13 protein-coding genes are annotated in these 17,930 nt (G+C 61.9%); all 13 read right to left on the bottom strand.

The annotated features are described in order from the left end of the window. Positions 1-16: 16 nt before the first annotated feature. Complete coding sequence (gene glmS / locus ROSERS_RS20945) at positions 17-1,861, bottom strand: glutamine--fructose-6-phosphate transaminase (isomerizing) (RefSeq protein WP_011958747.1); 1,845 nt, start codon at positions 1,859-1,861, stop codon at positions 17-19. Positions 1,862-2,798: 937 nt separating this feature from the next. Then, positions 2,799-4,943 (bottom strand): SHOCT-like domain-containing protein, encoded by a 2,145-nt coding sequence (locus ROSERS_RS20940; protein ID WP_011958746.1) that lies wholly within the window; start codon positions 4,941-4,943, stop codon positions 2,799-2,801. A gap of 12 nt (positions 4,944-4,955) precedes the next feature. Next, positions 4,956-5,321 carry an SHOCT-like domain-containing protein gene (locus ROSERS_RS20935; protein WP_011958745.1) on the bottom strand — a complete coding sequence of 122 codons (366 nt, stop codon included), beginning with the start codon at positions 5,319-5,321 and terminating at the stop codon, positions 4,956-4,958. A 10-nt stretch (positions 5,322-5,331) separates the two neighbouring features. Then, positions 5,332-5,694, bottom strand: a complete 363-nt coding sequence (locus ROSERS_RS20930; RefSeq protein ID WP_011958744.1) for a DUF2089 domain-containing protein — start codon at positions 5,692-5,694, stop codon at positions 5,332-5,334. A gap of 36 nt (positions 5,695-5,730) precedes the next feature. Beyond that, on the bottom strand, positions 5,731-5,922 hold the full coding sequence (locus ROSERS_RS20925) for a hypothetical protein (RefSeq protein ID WP_041334242.1): 192 nt from the start codon (positions 5,920-5,922) through the stop codon (positions 5,731-5,733). Between the two features lie 238 nt (positions 5,923-6,160). Then, entirely contained in the window at positions 6,161-8,629 is a 2,469-nt protein-coding gene (locus ROSERS_RS20920; RefSeq protein ID WP_011958743.1) for a YfhO family protein, read from the bottom strand. After that, complete coding sequence (argJ, locus tag ROSERS_RS20915; RefSeq protein ID WP_011958742.1) at positions 8,610-9,833, bottom strand: bifunctional glutamate N-acetyltransferase/amino-acid acetyltransferase ArgJ; 1,224 nt, start codon at positions 9,831-9,833, stop codon at positions 8,610-8,612. Before argJ ends, ROSERS_RS20920 begins: the two co-directional genes overlap by 20 nt. Before the next feature lie 386 nt (positions 9,834-10,219). Beyond that, positions 10,220-11,443, bottom strand: coding sequence for an argininosuccinate synthase (locus ROSERS_RS20910; protein WP_011958741.1), 1,224 nt, complete (start codon positions 11,441-11,443; stop codon positions 10,220-10,222). Next, positions 11,440-14,781 (bottom strand): carbamoyl-phosphate synthase large subunit, encoded by a 3,342-nt coding sequence (gene carB / locus ROSERS_RS20905; RefSeq protein WP_011958740.1) that lies wholly within the window; start codon positions 14,779-14,781, stop codon positions 11,440-11,442. Before carB ends, ROSERS_RS20910 begins: the two co-directional genes overlap by 4 nt. 71 nt (positions 14,782-14,852) lie before the next feature. Further along, positions 14,853-15,311 carry a hypothetical protein gene (locus ROSERS_RS20900; RefSeq protein WP_011958739.1) on the bottom strand — a complete coding sequence of 153 codons (459 nt, stop codon included), beginning with the start codon at positions 15,309-15,311 and terminating at the stop codon, positions 14,853-14,855. Positions 15,312-15,353: 42 nt separating this feature from the next. After that, entirely contained in the window at positions 15,354-16,514 is a 1,161-nt protein-coding gene (gene carA, locus ROSERS_RS20895) for a glutamine-hydrolyzing carbamoyl-phosphate synthase small subunit (RefSeq protein ID WP_011958738.1), read from the bottom strand. Between the two features lie 35 nt (positions 16,515-16,549). Beyond that, entirely contained in the window at positions 16,550-17,065 is a 516-nt protein-coding gene (locus ROSERS_RS20890; RefSeq protein WP_011958737.1) for a GNAT family N-acetyltransferase, read from the bottom strand. Further along, positions 17,062-17,847 (bottom strand): acetylglutamate kinase, encoded by a 786-nt coding sequence (gene argB, locus ROSERS_RS20885; RefSeq protein WP_011958736.1) that lies wholly within the window; start codon positions 17,845-17,847, stop codon positions 17,062-17,064. The genes ROSERS_RS20890 and argB overlap by 4 nt, the downstream gene beginning before the upstream one ends. Between the last annotated feature and the right edge of the window lie 83 nt (positions 17,848-17,930).

Genomic DNA, 17,930 nt, shown 5'->3' with positions numbered 1-17,930 from the left:
CGCTCCGTTGCCCCCATCATTCCACCGTCACACTCTTCGCCAGATTGCGCGGCTGATCCACATCGCAACCACGACGCACGGCGACATGGTACGCCAGCAGTTGCATCGGCACACTGGTGAGCACCGGGGTCAACAGTGGCAATGTCTGCGGCACTTCGATCACATAATCCGCTTTCGATGCGATCAAAGCATCACCTTCGGCGGCAATGGCGATCACATGCCCGCCGCGCGCCCGAACCTGTTCAACGTTCGAGATCATTTTCTCGTAGACGCTGTCGCGCATAGCGATGCACACCACCGGCAGATCGCGGTCGATCAGGGCGATTGGACCGTGTTTCATTTCGCCAGCCGGATACCCCTCGGCGTGGATGTAACTGATCTCCTTCAGCTTCAGCGCCCCTTCCAGCGCCACGGGATAGTTCACCTGCCTGCCGAGATAGAGTGCATCACGCGCGTTGTGGTAGCGTTCGGCAAGTTCCTCGTAGATCTCCTGGCGCTCCAGAATACGCTCGACCTTGCCGGGAAGTTCGATCAGCGCCTGAATGTAACGACGCACCTCGTCGGTAGCGATCACGCTCCGTGCTGCACCCAGCCGCAGCGCCAGCAGGTAGGACGCCACCAGCATCGTAGTGAATGCCTTGGTCGAAGCGACGCCGATTTCAGGACCGGCGTGCAGGTAGATCGCTCCGCCATCCGCCAGCCGCGCCGCCTGACTGCCGACCGCGTTGACGATGGCGATGCTCTTTGCCCGCTGCCGCCGCGCCTCTTCCATCGCCGCCAGCGTATCGACGGTCTCTCCGCTCTGGGTGATCGCCAGAACGGCGGCGCGCTCACCGATCAGCGGGTCGCGGTAGCGGAACTCGGAGCCGTAATCCACCTCAACGCGCAATCGCGCCAGCGTTTCGATGGCGAACTTCGCCACCAGCGCCGCGTGCCACGCCGTCCCGCACCCTACCGCGTAGATCCGTTCCAGTTGCCGCAGTTCCTGCTCATCGAAGGCAAGTTCATCGAGCAGAACGGCGCCGTGGTCGAGATCGATCCGCCCGCGCAACACATCGGTCAGCGCACGCGGTTGCTCGAAGATCTCCTTCTGCATGAAATGCTTGTAGTCGCCTTTGGCGGCGGAGACCGGATCCCACGGGATGGTCACAGGAGGGCGGGCAACCGGCGTTCCATCGAGCCGTGAGATCGTTGCGCCACCGGCGTCGATCACCGCGATCTCACGGTCGTCGAGAAAGATGACGCGCCGGGTATAATCGAGGATCGCCGGTACGTCGGACGCAACGAACATTTCATCATCGCCCACGCCAATAACGATCCCGCCCGCATGCCCCAGGCGCGCGGCGATGATGCGCCCCGGCTCACGACGCGTCATCGCCACCACCGCATTCCCGCCGCGCAACTCGCCGAGCGTGCGTCGCATCGCCTGTTCGAGCGACCCGGTTTCGTCGTAGTATTCGCCCAGGAGACGGGCGATGACTTCGGTATCCGTCTGCGATGCAAACTGATGACCGTGCGCGATCAGGCGCTCCTTCAGTTCAAGATAGTTTTCGACGATGCCGTTCTGGATCACGACAATCTCGCCTGAGGCGTCGCGGTGCGGGTGCGCATTTTCCTCGGTAACGCCGCCGTGCGTCGCCCAGCGGGTATGCCCGATGCCGCAACGCCCGGCGACCGGTTGTTCGCGCAACTGTGCCGCCAGGTTTGCCAGTTTGCCAACACTGCGCCGTAATTGCAACTGTCGCCCGTCATCAACGGCAATGCCCGCCGAGTCATACCCGCGATATTCGAGCCGCCCCAGACCGTGGAGCAGAACCTCACCGGCTTCACGCGGTCCAATATAGCCAACAATCCCACACATGCGCGTTTCCTTTCTGCACGCACGAAGAGTCGCTGCGCTGCGCGACACGCCGCGCAACCGGTTCCGAACCAGCTCGTGAAATGGGCATGACGCCTGACTGCGCGGGGCATCCACAGTCTTCGATGCGTCTTGCAGGAAGGGGTGCTGACTGCAAGGCGCTTTGTTTCCATCCGTCGCCGGATGGGTTTCCCGGAGCGCTTACAGGCGGCAGCACGCCTGGGAGGCATCCGCTGATCTCTCGATGTTCCGCCGGTAACGCCGACGTTAGCCCTGTCGCGCGACAGGGAACCTCCACCTCGTCAACTGCGGGGAAGGACCCGCAGCCCATGCGCTTCCTTCTGACCGTTGCGTGTGCGTCTCACCTCCCACAGCCCCTGCTTATTCCCCACTGCTGTTTAGCATACGTCATGCCGCACTTCTGGTCAAGATCAGGCGTGGTTGTGATAGGGCCTTTCCACAATGACTCTGCGGCAACAACGCCCCGCCGCAACGCCGGGCACGCAGAGGTTTCCACGACCGGCTTTCGCATCTCGGACGAGGAGTCTTCCTCGATCTGCTGATCCCGTTGTGCCCAATCACGCTCCGGGAATCACCGACGAAACTTGCGATATTCCTCGGCTGTCAGGGAGATTACTGCGTGCCCTCTATCGTCGGTCGGGCGATGGTGGAGCGCCAGGCTCACAGATAGAGCGTTTTCTGGCGCCTTCTGGTCTCGCACTCCTTATGTGGAGCATCAGGAAGCCCAATTCCCCCCCTTCTCCCGCGCGCGGGAGGAAGGGGGTCGGGGGATCTCTCAGGGGTAGATGTTTTGGCAAGCCCCTGCGCGCTATCTCCCGTTTCAGCCATCAGAACGCCCAAACTCCCCCTTCTCCCCGTGTGGGAGCAGGGGGTAGGGAGGATGAGGGAAAAAGGGCGTCGGGATGTGGCAGCATGCTCCTTACATGCCAGTGCGATCATCATTGCGGAACGGGCGCTCCTGATCCGTCCCCAGCGCTTCGAGCAGCAGATCGGCTTCCTCAGGCGTGATCCGCCCATCGGCGACCATGCGCAGGATGGCGGCGCGTTGCTCTTCGAGTGTTGCACCGGAAGGTGACGCAGCCTGCTCAGGCGCCTTCGCCTGCGCCGGTTCATCGGCGGGTGCAGAGGCATCGGGCGCCTGCGTGACGTTGATCCGGATCGTTGCGCCGGTCGCCGCTTCGGGCGGGTGCGGCGGTCCGGGCGGATGGGGTGGATGCGGCGGCTGGGACGGGTGTGGCGGTCCGGGCGGATGGGGTGGATGGGGCGGGTGCGGCGGCTGGGACGGGTGTGGTGGTCCGGGTGGATGGGGTGGATGGGGCGGGTGCGGCGGACGGGATCGCGGGATGCCCAGACTTTCGAGAGCGCGTTCGACCGCTTCGATTGCGCCAATGATTCCCGCCTGGGCAGCGGCTGCCGCTTCACGCTTCATGCGTTCCAGACGCTCTTCATCAAACCGCCACTCGCGATCATTGATGCGCACATGCACTTCGCGCGGATGCCCCTCGCGCTGTGCACGCTCGCGGGCGCGTTCCGCCGCCTCGCGCATGTCGCGCTCGATCCGCTGACGCAGACGCTCAGCCTTGCGTTGAGAGCGGCGCGCCCACTCGTCGCCACGTCCCCCCATTTCCCGGCTGAATTCTTCAGCCCAGCGGCTCATATCTCGCCCGAACTGCTCGCCCCAGCGTCCCATTTCTTCGGCAAACCGCTCCGCCCAGCGCCCAATATCGTCGTCGGGCGGTTGTCCAGCGCTGGCGGATTGGGATGCGCCTTCACCCATCGCGCTCATCCGCCGCGGCGCCGGGCCACGCAACGACAGGTCGCCGCCGACGAGCAGTTCGAGGAGTGCAGCGCCTTCACCGTACACTGCGCTGAACATGCCACCGCTGGCTGCCACGCCGGGACCGCGCACCGTTCCACCGACGGTCGCTCGCAGGGTCAGGCTGGCGTCAGGGAGAAGTTCCACCCGCGCATCGCCGCCGACATTCAATTTCATCGTACTGTCGGGTGCAAAGCGCATCGCCAGCGTCAGGTCGCCGCCGATATTCCCGATATGGGTGGCGCTGCTCACGCTGCGGAGCGTCAGGTCGCCGCCGATGCTGCCCGCATTGAGCACACCGCCGATGTCGATGCATGTTGCGTCGCCCCCAACGCTGCCAATGCTGACATTGCCGCTGATAGCGCGCATATCCGCATTATCACCGACAGACCCGAGCATCACCGCGCGCGTCTGTTCGATACGCACATCGCCACTGACGCTGCCCCCTTCGACGGCAGCGCGCTCGCTGCGCCGCAGGCGCAGGTCGCCGTCCAGATCACGGAAGCGCACCACTTCCGCCACGCCATCGGCGTGCAGCGTTCCAGAGATTGCGCCGACCGTCAGACTTTGCACCTCATCAACGCCGACATCACCGGCGACATCGTTCAGCACGATCACGCCCGACCGGTTGATCCTCACATCACCGTCGATGGTGTCAGTCACGCGCAACCGTTCGACACGTTCAATCGTGGCATCGCCGTCAATGCGCTCGAAGAGTGCATCATCGCGCACGCCGGAAAGGTGCAGGTCGCCATCGACATACTGAACTTCGACAGAGCCAGCGTCGTTGATGGTAAGATCGTCCTCGACGCGGCGCACGACGACCGCCCCTTCCACAGCGGTGATCTGCGCGCTCCCCTCCACATTGCCGACGCGCAGTGTTGCGGCGCGGGTAACGACCAGATCCCCTTCGACGTGACCAATGGTGACCGTTCCGCTGACTCCCTCGATCCGCACATCATCCCCGGCGGAGTTCAGGGAAAATGAGATCATTCCCGCGACAAAGACACCATCCTCCACGACTTCGCCGGAAACGGTTGCAGCCGATGGCGCGCGCAACCGACAATCTCCGGTGATCATCCCCTGAATGACGACACCCTGGTCGTCACGTTCCAGCACAACCCCCTCGTCCGCTTCGGTCCAGACCTCGACGATGCCGGTTTCGCCGGGTTCGACACGCAACGAACCGGCACAACGACCAAAGCGCACGTGGGGCGTTTCACCGACAGATACCTGTTGAACTGGCATTGCAGCAGACTCCTATTCTACGAAAATCTCGATACGCTCCCCTTCTTCGAGATCCTGCAACTCGAAGATGCGTCCTGGCGTGTCGCGCGCGATAGCGCGCAACACATCGTCGTTCGTCACACCGGCGTTGCGCGGAAAGAGGCGCGCGCCAAGTTTGAGACCGACGGAGACCAGGCTGGCGGGGATGGTGACGTTAATCTTCTGCCTGCGCGAGTTGAGATCGGTGACAACAATGCGGAGCGAACGCGAGCGTGCCTCGGCGCGGATGCGGGCGGCATCGTCGGTGATGGCGTCGAGCAACCGGGCGCCCTCCTCGGCGGAGATCTGCCCCTTTTCGACCATGCGCAGGATCCGCAGGCGGTCATCGGTCATCGCCATACGTCACTCCTTACGATTTGAGCAACCGCAGCGCTTCCTCGACGGAAATCTCCTTCGCTGCCAGGCGATCAAGGATGGCGCGCCGGTCGGGACGCGCATCTGCAGCTGGCGGCCCGTACCCGAGCGCGGCGACGATCTCATCGAGGCGGCTGCGGGCAGTGTTGTACGCCACTTTCAGGTCGCCAGCGACGCCATTGATGTTGCCGCGGTTTTTCAGCAGCAGTTCAACGAACTCCAGTTGCTCGCGCGATAGACGTCCGAGGCGTCCCAGGGTGAAGCGCCCTTCGATAGCGGTGTGGCATGCGTCGCACTCCAGCCGGATGACGTGCAGCGCCTCGCCGCAAACCGGGCATGTGGTGAGGAGTGGATTCATAAGCGCGTCCCTCGTTGATTCAGGTGCGTCTGACCATCAGGCAGTGCGCAGATGCGCGTTTGTTCTCGATGTCAGGAGCGTGCCACTTCCGCTGCCCCCTGGTATGCCTGTGGCCGTGTTGATCGCATCGCGTGCACGCCGTATCAGACGCTCGGTCGCGACTTCGGTCAGGAGTGTCTGGTAACGCTCCTGCGCCATCATGATCAGGCAATCGAGTGAGTGCAGCATGGAGGTCACCTCCTTTCAATCGCTTTGTTACTATATGCCTGTTTGCTACAAGATAATACCACATTGGATATAGAAAATCAATAGTTATTGGTGGATTGTGGTGATAAGTTGATCATATTCACCAGATAAACTGAAGGCACTGACGCCGGGGTGAGAGATGGGGTGCAGGAGCGGCAACATGTCGTAGCGGCTGTTTCCAACAGAAGGAATGTGTCTGACCGTGTGCGCACGTGAAGGCTCAGCGGCGTTCGCGCTGTCGTCCGATGCCGCCGATGATCATCAGGATAAGCAGCGTTGCCATGCTGATCAGTCCACCGATCAGGAATGGGCGCGGGCGGTAGACGAATTCGATGGTATGCGATCCAGGGGGCAACCAGACGCCGCGCAGGGCATAGTTGACCCGGAGAATCGGCGCGGGTTCGCCGTTGACCATCACGTCCCATCCCTCATACCAGGCGTCTGCCAGGACCAGGATGGCTGGCGCTGAGGGCGCGGCAATGACGGTGACGGTGTCTGGCGTGTACGTCACGATGGGTGTTGGATCCGGAACAGCTGGCGGGGGACCGGTTGTGGGAACTGGCGTCGGCACGACAACGACGGTTGCGGGATCGAAATCGGGGCGCGCCATATAGTCGAGCTGTGCGTCATCGTCGGGGATGATTGCGACACGGTAGACAAACCAGGCGCGTGGAAGTGCATTCGGGTTGCGGTAGATACGTCCTTCGTCGCTTTCGTGCACCAGTTCGAGTCCCGGATAGCGCGCAGCAGTCGTGCTCCCTGGCGGGAACACGAGGTACCTGACGTTGAGCATATCGAGCAAGCGGGGACGTGTATACGCCGATGTCAGAAATGCGCGCAGGCTGACATTGCCCTCGCTCGTGCGGCGATAGTCCTTACCGTCGATCAGCCGCGCCAGGCGGTTGTAGCGCGCCGGATAGAGCGAATGGTAGCCGCGCACATCTTCAAGACCGTAGGCGCTCGCTATATTGGGCGGGAGCGCGTCGTAGTCGCCACCATGGATGCGGAACGGTCGCGGTTGCGATTGCAGGAACGCAATCTGGCGGGTTGGCGGGTAGAGGACCTGGAAGAGTTGCAGATCGGACGAATAGGTTGCCAGTTCACGGGTCAGGTCGGTCGTTGGTCGCGCAATAGACGGTGAGACCGAGGTGTTGAATCCTGCGCCGTACCACCACATATCCAGCGCAGCAACGGCAATCACCGGCGCGAAGGCGATGGCTGCATTGCGCCGGTAGAACCGCAGCAATGCCAGGCTTATCAGCCCGATGCCGCCAAAGACGAGCAGCGGAAGCAGTTGCTGGGTGCGGATCATGGTGAAATAATGACCAAACCGCGACTGCGGCGTGAAGAGCGCCAGATGATGGAGCGACCACCCGACGATGAACACCCCAACGATGAGGATCAGGAGGCGAGCGGCTGGCAGGCGGGCGCGCCAGTCTGCCCTGGAAGGCGTGTTCTCCCAGGCGCTGACGTTGGCAGGCGCATACAGCCGCTGCGCCGCGATTGCCGCCAGGATCGCTATCGCAAAGCCCCACACCATGTACCAGCGGGTGTGGTCCTCGAACTGACGGTACGGCGGGATCAGGGCGATGAAGACCTGGAGCAGCGGTGTGCGCACTGCCAGTGCGAACGATGCTACGGCGACAATGCCGAAGAACGCCGCCAGACGATGACGCGCAATCGCCAGACCGATGATCGCCAGCGCCAGCGGTGTCACCCCGACGTAGGGGTAAGGCACCTGGAAAGTTGGCGGTCCCCATGCGGGTGGCGGTCCTATCCGCTCGAAGCCGCCGAGCGCAGGAAAGACAAGCCGCAGCATACTGCCGAAATATTCTTCCGGCGGCGCCAGCGAGAACCCGATGTCGCTCCGCTGCCCCTGCGCCGACAGCGCCATTGCAGGCAACAGTTGCACGGCGCTCAATCCGAGACCCAGCGCATATGCCAGCGCCAGACCGGTCAGCATGCGCCAGCGCGCTGCCGTGCGCCCTTCATCGTGCTGCATGATGCGAAACAGCGCGTAGCATCCGGTTGCCACGTATGTGTAAAACGCCAGTTGTATCTGCGCCAGCACAACGAGTCCCAGCATCGCGGCTGCGACTGCCCAACTCCGCCAGGCGCCGCTGCTCAACGCCCGCTCGACGCCCCAGAAGCACCATGGCAGCATGGCGGTCGCGCCCGACAATTCCGGGAAGGGCAGGTAGGTGAGCATATGCCCGGTGAACATGTAGCAGACCCCTGCCAGGAGCGCTGGTCCCATATCCAGCCCGATCCGTCGCGCAAATGAATAACTTCCCAGTCCGGCGATGATCAGCTGAACCCAGGCATAGATGCCAAACGCCTTATCGAGCGGCATGATGAGAAAGATCAGGTTCGGCGGATAGAAGAAGGCGATCTGCCCGTCATCGAACAGCGGAACACCGCTCAGAATCGTTGGGTTCCAGAGGGGCCACGCTCCCTGGCGAACGATCGCGTTCGTCAGCAGGCGTCGGGGGTAGATCTGACGGATCGGGTCAGTCCAGACGTGGTTGTTGACCGGCACACGTTCATACGAATAGCGCCAGGGATGCAGGTGCAACAGGGCATCAAGCGGCAGGAAGACCTCGCCGCCAATGAGTGGACGCCAGAGGAAGATCGTCGCACTCAGACTGAGGAGAAGAACTGCTATTCCCCTACGTTGTATAGTGGGCATTAATTTCGACGTACTCTTTGCTGAAATCGCACGTCCAGACAGTGGTTCGTGCGTCGCCCAGCCCCAGGTCGAGCGTAATGAAGACCGGGTCCTGGCGCAGCAGCGCCGATGCTGCCGCCAGGTCGGCGTCGAGCGGCAACCCATGCGCCACAAGCTGGATCGACGCTTCTGGCGGACCAAACCAGAGTGCCAGGCGGTCGGGGTCGATGGCAGCGCCGCTGTACCCGGCGGCGCACAGGATCCGTCCCCAATTCGGGTCGCCGCCGTGGATCGCGGTTTTGACCAGCGGGGATCGCGCGATGGCATTTGCCACCTGGTGCGCCTGTTGCTCGTCCTGCGCGCCGCTGACCGTGATTTCGACCAGGCGTGTGGCGCCTTCGCCATCGCGCGCAATCTGTTTCGCCAGGTCGATGCACACATCCGTGAGCGTTGCAGTGAAGTCGTCGAATGCAAGCCCATCCGTGAGCGGAGTGTCGCTCACGGGGACGCCAGACGCACCAGACGCCAGGAGGAGCAGGGTATCGTTGGTGCTGGTGTCGCCATCAACGCTGACACGGTTGAAACTGCGATTGGCGGCAATGCGCAGGGCGCGGTCGAGTTGTGCAGGATGCGCGTGCGCATCGGTGGTCACAATCGCCAGCATCGTCGCCATGTTGGGATGAATCATGCCGGCGCCTTTGCACATCCCGGCAATCGTGACCGTGCGTTCGGCAACGGTGATGGTGCGTGAAGCGACTTTTGGGTGTGTGTCGGTGGTCATCATAGCGCGCGCGGCGGCGCCGGCGCCCGAATGAGCAGTCGGTCCGGTCAGACTGGCAATGCCCTGCGCCACTTTTGTCATGTCGAGTTGCCGACCGATGACGCCGGTTGAGAGCACCAGTACCTGATCGGCGCGGCACCCGAGCCGTTCGGCGGTCAGTTCCGCCATCGCGCGACAGCTCGCAGCGCCCTGCGGTCCGGTGCAGGCGTTGGCATTCCCCGCATTGACGATCACGGCGCGAATGGCGCTGGCATTCGTCGCCAGAATCTCCTGGTCGTAGATCACCGGCGCTGCCTTGACGCGGTTGGTCGTGAAGAGACCGGCGGCGCTGCATGGAACATCGGCGGTGATCAGCGCCATATCAAGCGCACCGTTCGGTTTCAGTCCGCAGGCGGTTGCAGTGGCAGTAAAACCACGCGCAAGTGAGAATGTGTCTGTCTGCATATGCTGTGAGAACTGAGAACCAGGAACCGAGAACCAAGAACCAAGAACCAGGAACCAGGAACCGAGAACCAAGAACCAGGAACCAGGAACCAAGAACCGAGAACCAGGAACCAAGAACCAGGAACTGAGAACCGGGAACCGGGAACCAGGAACTGAGAACTGAGAACCGAGAACTGAGAACTGAGAACTGAGAACCCGGAACCAAGAACCAGGAACTGAGAACCAGGAACCGGGAACCAGGAACTGACAGAAAATGTAGTGTAACGTTCAACGTTCAACGTGCAACGTGCCACGCGCAACGCGCAACCTTCAACGTGCAACGTGCCACGCGCAACGTGCAACGTGCCACGCGCAACGTGCAACCTTCAACCTTCAACCTTCAACCTTCAACGTTCACCCCTTGACCGCCCCTCCAGCAGCGCCTGCACCTTCACCGGCAGCCCAAAAATCTTGATGAACCCTTCGGCGTCCTTCTGGTTATAACTGTCACTCATCGTGAAACTGGCGATGTCGGGGTTGTAGAGGCTCTTCGCTGCGCGCCGCCCGACCAGGGTTGCATTCCCCTTATACAGTTTCAGGCGCGCCTCGCCGGTGACGTTACGCTGGGTGACGCGCACAAATGCATCGAGCGCCTCGCGCAGCGGTGTGTACCACTGCCCATAGTAAACCAGTTCGGCGTAGCGATGGGCGATCACGTCTTTGTAGTGCAGCGTATCACGGTCGAGCGTCAGTTGCTCAAGCCCCTGGTGCGCCACTCGCAGAATCGTCCCGCCAGGAGTTTCATAGACGCCATGGCTTTTCATGCCGACCAGCCGGTTTTCCACCAGATCGACGCGTCCGATGCCATGCTTTGCGCCGATGTCGTTCAGGGTCAGCAGCAGTTCGACCGGTCCCAGGCGCTTACCGTTGACGCTCACCGGCGTTCCCTGCTCGAACCCGATCACAACATACTCCGGTTCGTCTGGCGCTGCTTCGGGGTCCGTCGTCAGGGTGTACATCGCTTCTTCCGGTTCGTTCCACGGGTCCTCCAGGATGCCACCCTCGTGCGACATATGCCAGATGTTGCGGTCACGGCTGTAGATCGATTTGAGCGTGGCGGTGACCGGAACGTTATGTTCGGCGGCGTAGTCGAGCGCGTCCTCGCGGCTACGGATATTCCACTCGCGCCAGGGGGCGATCACTTTCAGGTGCGGCGCGAATGCCATGTAGGTCAATTCGAAGCGCACCTGATCATTTCCTTTGCCGGTGCAGCCGTGCGCGAGGGCGTCGGCGCCTTCCTGGAGCGCGATTTCCGCCTGGCGACGGGCGATCAGTGGGCGCGCTACCGATGTGCCGAGCAGATAGGTGCGCTCGTACACGGCGCCAGATTGGAGCAGCGGGAAGAGAAAATCGCGCACAAACTCTTCGCGCAGGTCTTCGACGTAGCACTTCGAGGCGCCGGTGGCGATGGCTTTCTCCTCCAGACCGCTCAATTCATCGTCCTGACCGATATTGGCGCAGTAGCAGATGACTTCGGGATTGCCGTAGTTCTGCTTCAGCCATGGAACGATGATGCTGGTGTCGAGACCGCCGGAGTATGCCAGAACGACTTTGTTGACTTTTGCGCTCATAATACGCCCTCATTATCAGTTGCAGATAGACCGGTGGGTATGTTCTGTGCCGATGTCCGTGTCATGCGGTAGTGATCTTGCAATGAGCGGACGCGCAATTCCTTCTGGCGCAGCGCTTTGATGGCGCTGATGGTCGCCGCTGCGCCGGTGAGGGTTGTGACGAGCATAACGCCGTAGCGGATGGCTGCCGATCGCAGCGCCTGACCGTCGGCGTAAGCGCGCGATCCGAGCGGCGTGCTGATCACCAGCCCCACCTTGCCCGATGCGATCAGATCGACGGTATGGGGTGAGCCTTCGGACACTTTGTTGACGACAATCGCCGGCAATCCGAGTTGATGCAGCCAGCTGGCGGTGCCGCGGGTAGCGTAAATCGTAAAGCCGAGTTTCACCAGGTCGCGCGCGATACGCCCAATGGCGCCCTTGTCGTAGTCGTTGACCGTCAGCAGCGCCCCGCCGCTGGTGGGAATGCGCTGGTTGGCGCCCATTTCGGCTTTGGCGAAAGCGTGCCCGAATGTCGAGGCATGCCCCATCACCTCGCCGGTGGAGCGCATTTCGGGGCTGAGAAAGACCGCCGCGCCAGGGAACTTGTCGAACGGCAGCACCGCTTCTTTGACGAAGAAGCCGTTGAGCGGCGGTTCCTTTGTGAATCCCAGTTCGCTCAGTTTCTTCCCGGCTGCCGCCTGCGCCGCGATGCGCGCAAGCGGGACGCCGGAGGCTTTGGCGACGAACGGAACGGTGCGTGAAGCGCGCGGGTTGACTTCAAGAACGTAGACCTCATCGTCTTTGATGGCGAACTGGATATTCATCAACCCTTTCACGCGCAGCGCCTCACCAATCCGGATCGTCTCATCGCGGATGATGGCAAGATGATAGGCGCTCACCTTGTAGGGCGGCATAACCATCGCCGAGTCGCCGGAATGAACCCCTGCTTCCTCAACGTGCTCCATGATGCCGCCGATCACCACGCGCTCGCCATCGCCGACGGCATCGACATCCAGTTCGAAGGCGTCTTCCAGATAACGGTCGATCAGAACCGGCTGCCCGGCACTGATCCGGGTCGCTTCCTGGATGTACTGCGCCAGCCCTTCATCATCATAGGCAATTGCCATCGCCCGCCCGCCGAGCACATAACTGGGGCGCACCAGCACGGGGTATCCGATCCGCTGCGCCACCTTGCGCGCCGCCTGGAGGTCGGCAGCCATGCCGCTCTCCGGTTGCATAATGTCGAGCCGACGCAACAGTTCACTGAAGCGACCGCGATCCTCCGCCAGGTCGATTGAGTCCTGAGAGGTGCCCCAGATCGGCACACCGGCAGCTGTGAGTCCCTTCGCCAGGTTGAGCGGCGTCTGACCGCCGAACTGAACCAGCATCGGCACTGGTGTTTCTTCGCCGTCGCCTCTCCTTCCCGACTCGTTCTCCCAGACGTTCAGCACGTCTTCCAGGGTCAACGGCTCGAAATAGAGGCGGTCGCTGGTATCGTAGTCGGTCGAGACGGTCTCCGGGTTGCAGTTGATCATGATCGTCTCATAACCGAGGTCGCGCAGCGCAAAACTGGCATGGACGCAGCAATAGTCGAACTCGATCCCCTGCCCGATGCGGTTCGGTCCGCCGCCAAGAATGATCGCTTTGGGGCGGTCGGTCACCGCCGATTCGTCAGCAGTCGCATAGGTACTGTAGAGGTAGGGGGTGTAGGCTTCGAACTCGGCGGCGCAGGTATCGATACGATGGTAGACCGGCAGAATGCCGAGGGCTTTGCGGCGAGCGCGCACGTCCATTTCGGTTGGATAGTGGGGTGCGGCATCGCGCGCAGCGGGCTGAAGGATGAGCGCGATCTGCGCGTCGGAGAAGCCGTGTTCCTTCGCTTCGCGCAGCAGGTCAGCAGGGAGCGTATCGAGCGAATGACGCGCCAGCGCCGCTTCAAGATCGATAATTGCTCGCATTTGCGCAACAAACCACGGATCGTAGCCGGTCAGCGCAGCGATCCGTTCGATGTCCCAGCCAGCGCGCAGGGCATCGGCGACGTGGAAGATGCGTTGCGCCGTCGGAATGCGCAGGTCATCGTCCGATGGCTCGCGTTGTTCCTGCGTATTCAGGCGCCTTCCGGCAAACGCGCCAAACCCCACAGCGCCGATCTCCAATCCGCGGATCGCCTTCTGCAATGCCTCGTTGAACGTTGCACCGATCGCCATCACCTCGCCGACGCTCTTCATCTGCGGTCCCAGGGTTGGATCGACGCCGGGAAACTTCTCGAATGCCCAGCGGGGGATCTTAACGACGACATAATCCAGGCTTGGTTCGAATGAGGCGGGGGTCACTCTGGTAATGTCGTTGGGGATCTCGTCGAGCGTATAGCCGACGGCGAGCAGCGCGGCGATCTTGGCGATGGGGAAACCCGTGGCTTTGGACGCCAGCGCCGATGAGCGGCTGACGCGCGGATTCATCTCAATCACCAGCGGTGTGCCGTCACGCGGATTGACAGCGAACTGAATATTCGATCCGCCGGTTTCAACGCCCACGGTGCGGATGATGATCTTCGCCATTTCGCGCAACCGCTGATACTCGCGGTCGGTAAGGGTCATGGCGGGAGCGATGGTGATCGAGTCGCCGGTGTGGACGCCCATCGGGTCGAGGTTTTCAATCGAACAGACCACGACGAAATTGTCCGCCCGGTCGCGCATCACTTCAAGTTCGTACTCCTTCCAACCAAGCACCGATTGTTCGATGAGCACCTGGGTGACCGGTGAGGCGCGCAAGCCGCGATCCGCAATCTCGCGCAGTTGCGCCTCATTGTACGCCACGCCGCCGCCGCTGCCGCCGAGGGTGAACGAAGGGCGCACCAGCACCGGGTACCCGATCCGCGCTGCCACGTCTAGCGCCTGATCGACGGTCGAGACCGTTTCGCCCAGCGGCACGCGCAACCCGGCGTTGATCATGGCGCGCTTGAACAGTTCGCGATCCTCGGCAAGGGCGATGGCTCTGGGAGAAGCGCCGATCAACTGAACGCCGTACCGGTCAAGCACCCCGCTCTCCGCCAGTTTCATCGCCAGGTTGAGACCGGTCTGCCCGCCAACCGTCGGCAGCAGGGCATCCGGTTTCTCGCGTTCGATAATTTTTTCGACGATCTCCGGGGTGAGTGGTTCGATGTAGGTGGCATCCGCCATCTGTGGATCGGTCATGATCGTCGCCGGGTTGGAATTGACGAGCACAACGCGGAACCCCTCGCGGCGTAGCACTTTGCATGCCTGAACACCCGAGTAATCGAACTCGCATGCCTGACCGATGACGATGGGACCGGAGCCAATGATCAGAATGGTATGAATATCAGTTCGTCGCGGCATTGATCGTTCAACTCTCTCTTCTCGGCGTCTCTTTGATGTCTCTCCGGGCGATTGGTCGGAATTGCTGCATCTTATTCTGTTCGCTCCTGTGATGCCGTCAGCGCATCGATGACATCGAGCACGTCGCGGGAGGCATCGTCCAGATCACGGGTCACCTGCGTGAAACCGGGCGGCAGGTCAGGTGAATTGATACGGACCAGCAGGCGGGCGACACCACGCACATTGCCGAGCGGGGTCAGCAGATCGTGTCGATACACGTGCAGGTCGCGGTCGCTTATGCTGCCGTCTGCGCGTGCGCTTCCTTCAGCGACGAGCGTTTCGAGGCGTGCCATCGAATCACGCAGCACGTCGAGCAGTTCATCGTATCGTCCCCGCATCAATGGTGCTGTCTGTTCCGCGTCCAGTTGCAGCAATCGGTCAAGGGCGCGACGTGTGGCATCGAGCGGTGCAGCAAGTTCCGCCTGCATCACCTGAATACGCTCTTGCGGTGATCGGTGGTACAGGGGACGCAGGCGCTGATAGAGTGACATAGCGTTTTCCTCAGGCGCTTATGGTTTGTTTCCGTCATTTATTCAACCGCTCGATGCCTGATGACGGTTCCGCGCCTGCGCCATCAGTTCGACAAACTGGCGAAACAGGTACCGCGCGTCGTGCGGTCCCGGCGCCGCCTCAGGGTGGTACTGTACGCTGAAAGCCTGTTTGTCCGGCGCACGCAATCCTTCGACACATCCATCGTTCAGGTTGACATGGGTGATTTCAACACCATCGGGCAACGATGACGCATCGACGGCGAAGCCGTGGTTGTGGCTCGAAATTTCCACCCGCATGGTATCGCTGAAGCGCACCGGCTGGTTGCCGCCCCGGTGACCGAAGTGCAGTTTATAGGTTGTGCCGCCAAGCGCCAGACCGAGGATCTGATGACCGAGACAGATGCCGAACACCGGTGTTTTGCCCAGCAGGTCGCGCACAGCCTGCACGCCATACGTCACCGCTGCCGGGTCGCCTGGTCCATTCGAGAGAAAAACGCCGTCCGGTTCGAGCGCCAGCACGTCAGCAGCGGGCGTGGTGGCTGGCACAACGGTGACGCGACACCCATGTTCCGCCAGCAGGCGCAGAATGTTGCGCTTGATGCCGAAGTCGTAGGCGACGACGTGGAACGTCGGCTCGCCACGTTGCGCCGGTGTTTCGCCCCTACCCCACTCTCCCGGATTGCCCTCGACCCAGTGGTACGGTTCGGCGCAGGTGACATACGGCACCAGGTCGAGACCGTTCATCGACGGCGCAGCGCGCGCTGCTGCGATCAGGCGATCCGGTTCCGGGTCTTGGGACGAGATGACCGCGCGCATTGCGCCCTGGGTGCGGATATGCCGCACCAGCGCCCGCGTATCGACGCCGGTCATTGCCACGATGCCATGATCCGCCAGATACTCGTGGAGCGACTGCGCGGCGCGCCAGTTGGAGACGTATGGACTGGCAGCGCGCACAACGAACCCGGCAACCCACGGGTGACGGCTCTCCTCGTCTTCCCGGTTGACCCCAGTGTTGCCAATATGCGGCGCGGTCATCACCACGATCTGACCATAGTATGACGGATCGGTCAACACTTCCTGATAGCCGGTCATCGAGGTGTTGAACACCACTTCACCAGCCCGTTCGCCAATCGCGCCCAGCGCATATCCATGCCAGATCGTGCCATCTTCCAGCGCCAGCAGTGCGCGCGTCCGTGTCGTCATGAAGCAACCTCTTGATTGAGTGGAACTTGAAACGTTCAACATTCAACCTCTATCACCACCGCCGTCTCGTCACAGGCATGCTGGAGCGGGCAGATTGCACAGTCGCGCCAGACCTTTTCCGGGAAATCATCCTTCGATGTGATCCGGAAGCCCAATTTTTCAAAGAACGGAACCGCGCGCGTCAATGCGAACACTTTCGGAAATCCGCGCCGACGCGCCTCATCGACCAGCCCGCGCACGATGGTCTGTCCGATGCGCAACCCGCGATACTGCGGCAGAACCGCCAGCGAACGCACCTCGACCAGTGTTGGACTCATCTGCACCAGCGAGCCGATGCCCGCCACGGCGCCATCCACCTCTGCAACCAGCCACGACGAGAGGGTGGCGCGGATATTATCGGCGCTCCGCGGCAGCAGGTGCCCCTGGCGGGCATGTTCGGCGACAATAGCGACGATAGCAGCAACGTCGTCCTCTTCGGCGCAACGCACAATGATTTCGGGTGTGCGCGGCGGTACGACAAAAACCTGTGACTCGCGGACGTGGACGGTCATTCGTGTGGTTCCCTTTCCGTGATGATCGTTGTTCCCTGGTTCAGCAATCCCTCCAGATTGGTGATTCGCGCGGCATGTACGCCAGCGTCGAGTGCGGTGAGAGCAGCGCGCACTTTGGGGATCATGCCGCCGCTGATCGTGCCATCAGCGATTAACCGTTCGATCTCGCTGCGCGTCAAATAGCGCATGACATCGCCTTTGACCAGCACGCCAGGCACATTGGTGACGAATACTGCCTCGCTGACGCCAAGTGCTGCTGCAACGGCGCCGGCCGCTTCGTCGGCATTAACGTTGTACGGTCCATCGGGTCCGAGCGCAATGGGTGCAATCACCGGTATAACGCCGTGGTCAAGCAAGTCGCGCAGCACCTCGCCACGCACTGCGGTTGGGCGCCCGACGCGCCCCAGATCGCCTGCCGGATGCTCCTGTTTCACGACCCGGATCAGTCCGCGATCCACGCCGGAGATGCCGAGCGCATCAGCGCCAGCAGCAATGAGCGCCGCCACCAGGCGCGTGCTCACACTACCGCATAGAACCATCTCGGCCGCTGTGAGCGCAGTGGCATCGGTGTAACGCAACCCGCCAACGAAGCGTGGTGTGCTGCCCAGCGTCTCTTGCAGGATTCCGATCTCCTTGCCGCCGCCATGCACCAGGACGGGAAGTGGGCGAATCGCTGCCACGACACGCGCCAGTTCCGCAACGAATGTGGCGTCGTCGAGATCATTGCCGCCAACTTTGATGACCAGTGTCGGTCGATCATCGTGGTGTGCCGGGTCTGTCATCTCCTCTCTCCCCTGTATCGAGAACCGAGAACCGAGAACCAAGAACCAGGAACCAGGAACCAAGAACTGAGAACCGAGAACCA

It is taken from the genome of Roseiflexus sp. RS-1 (assembly GCF_000016665.1).
Taxonomy (GTDB): domain Bacteria; phylum Chloroflexota; class Chloroflexia; order Chloroflexales; family Roseiflexaceae; genus Roseiflexus.
This window is presented reverse-complemented; position numbering and strand designations above follow the sequence as displayed.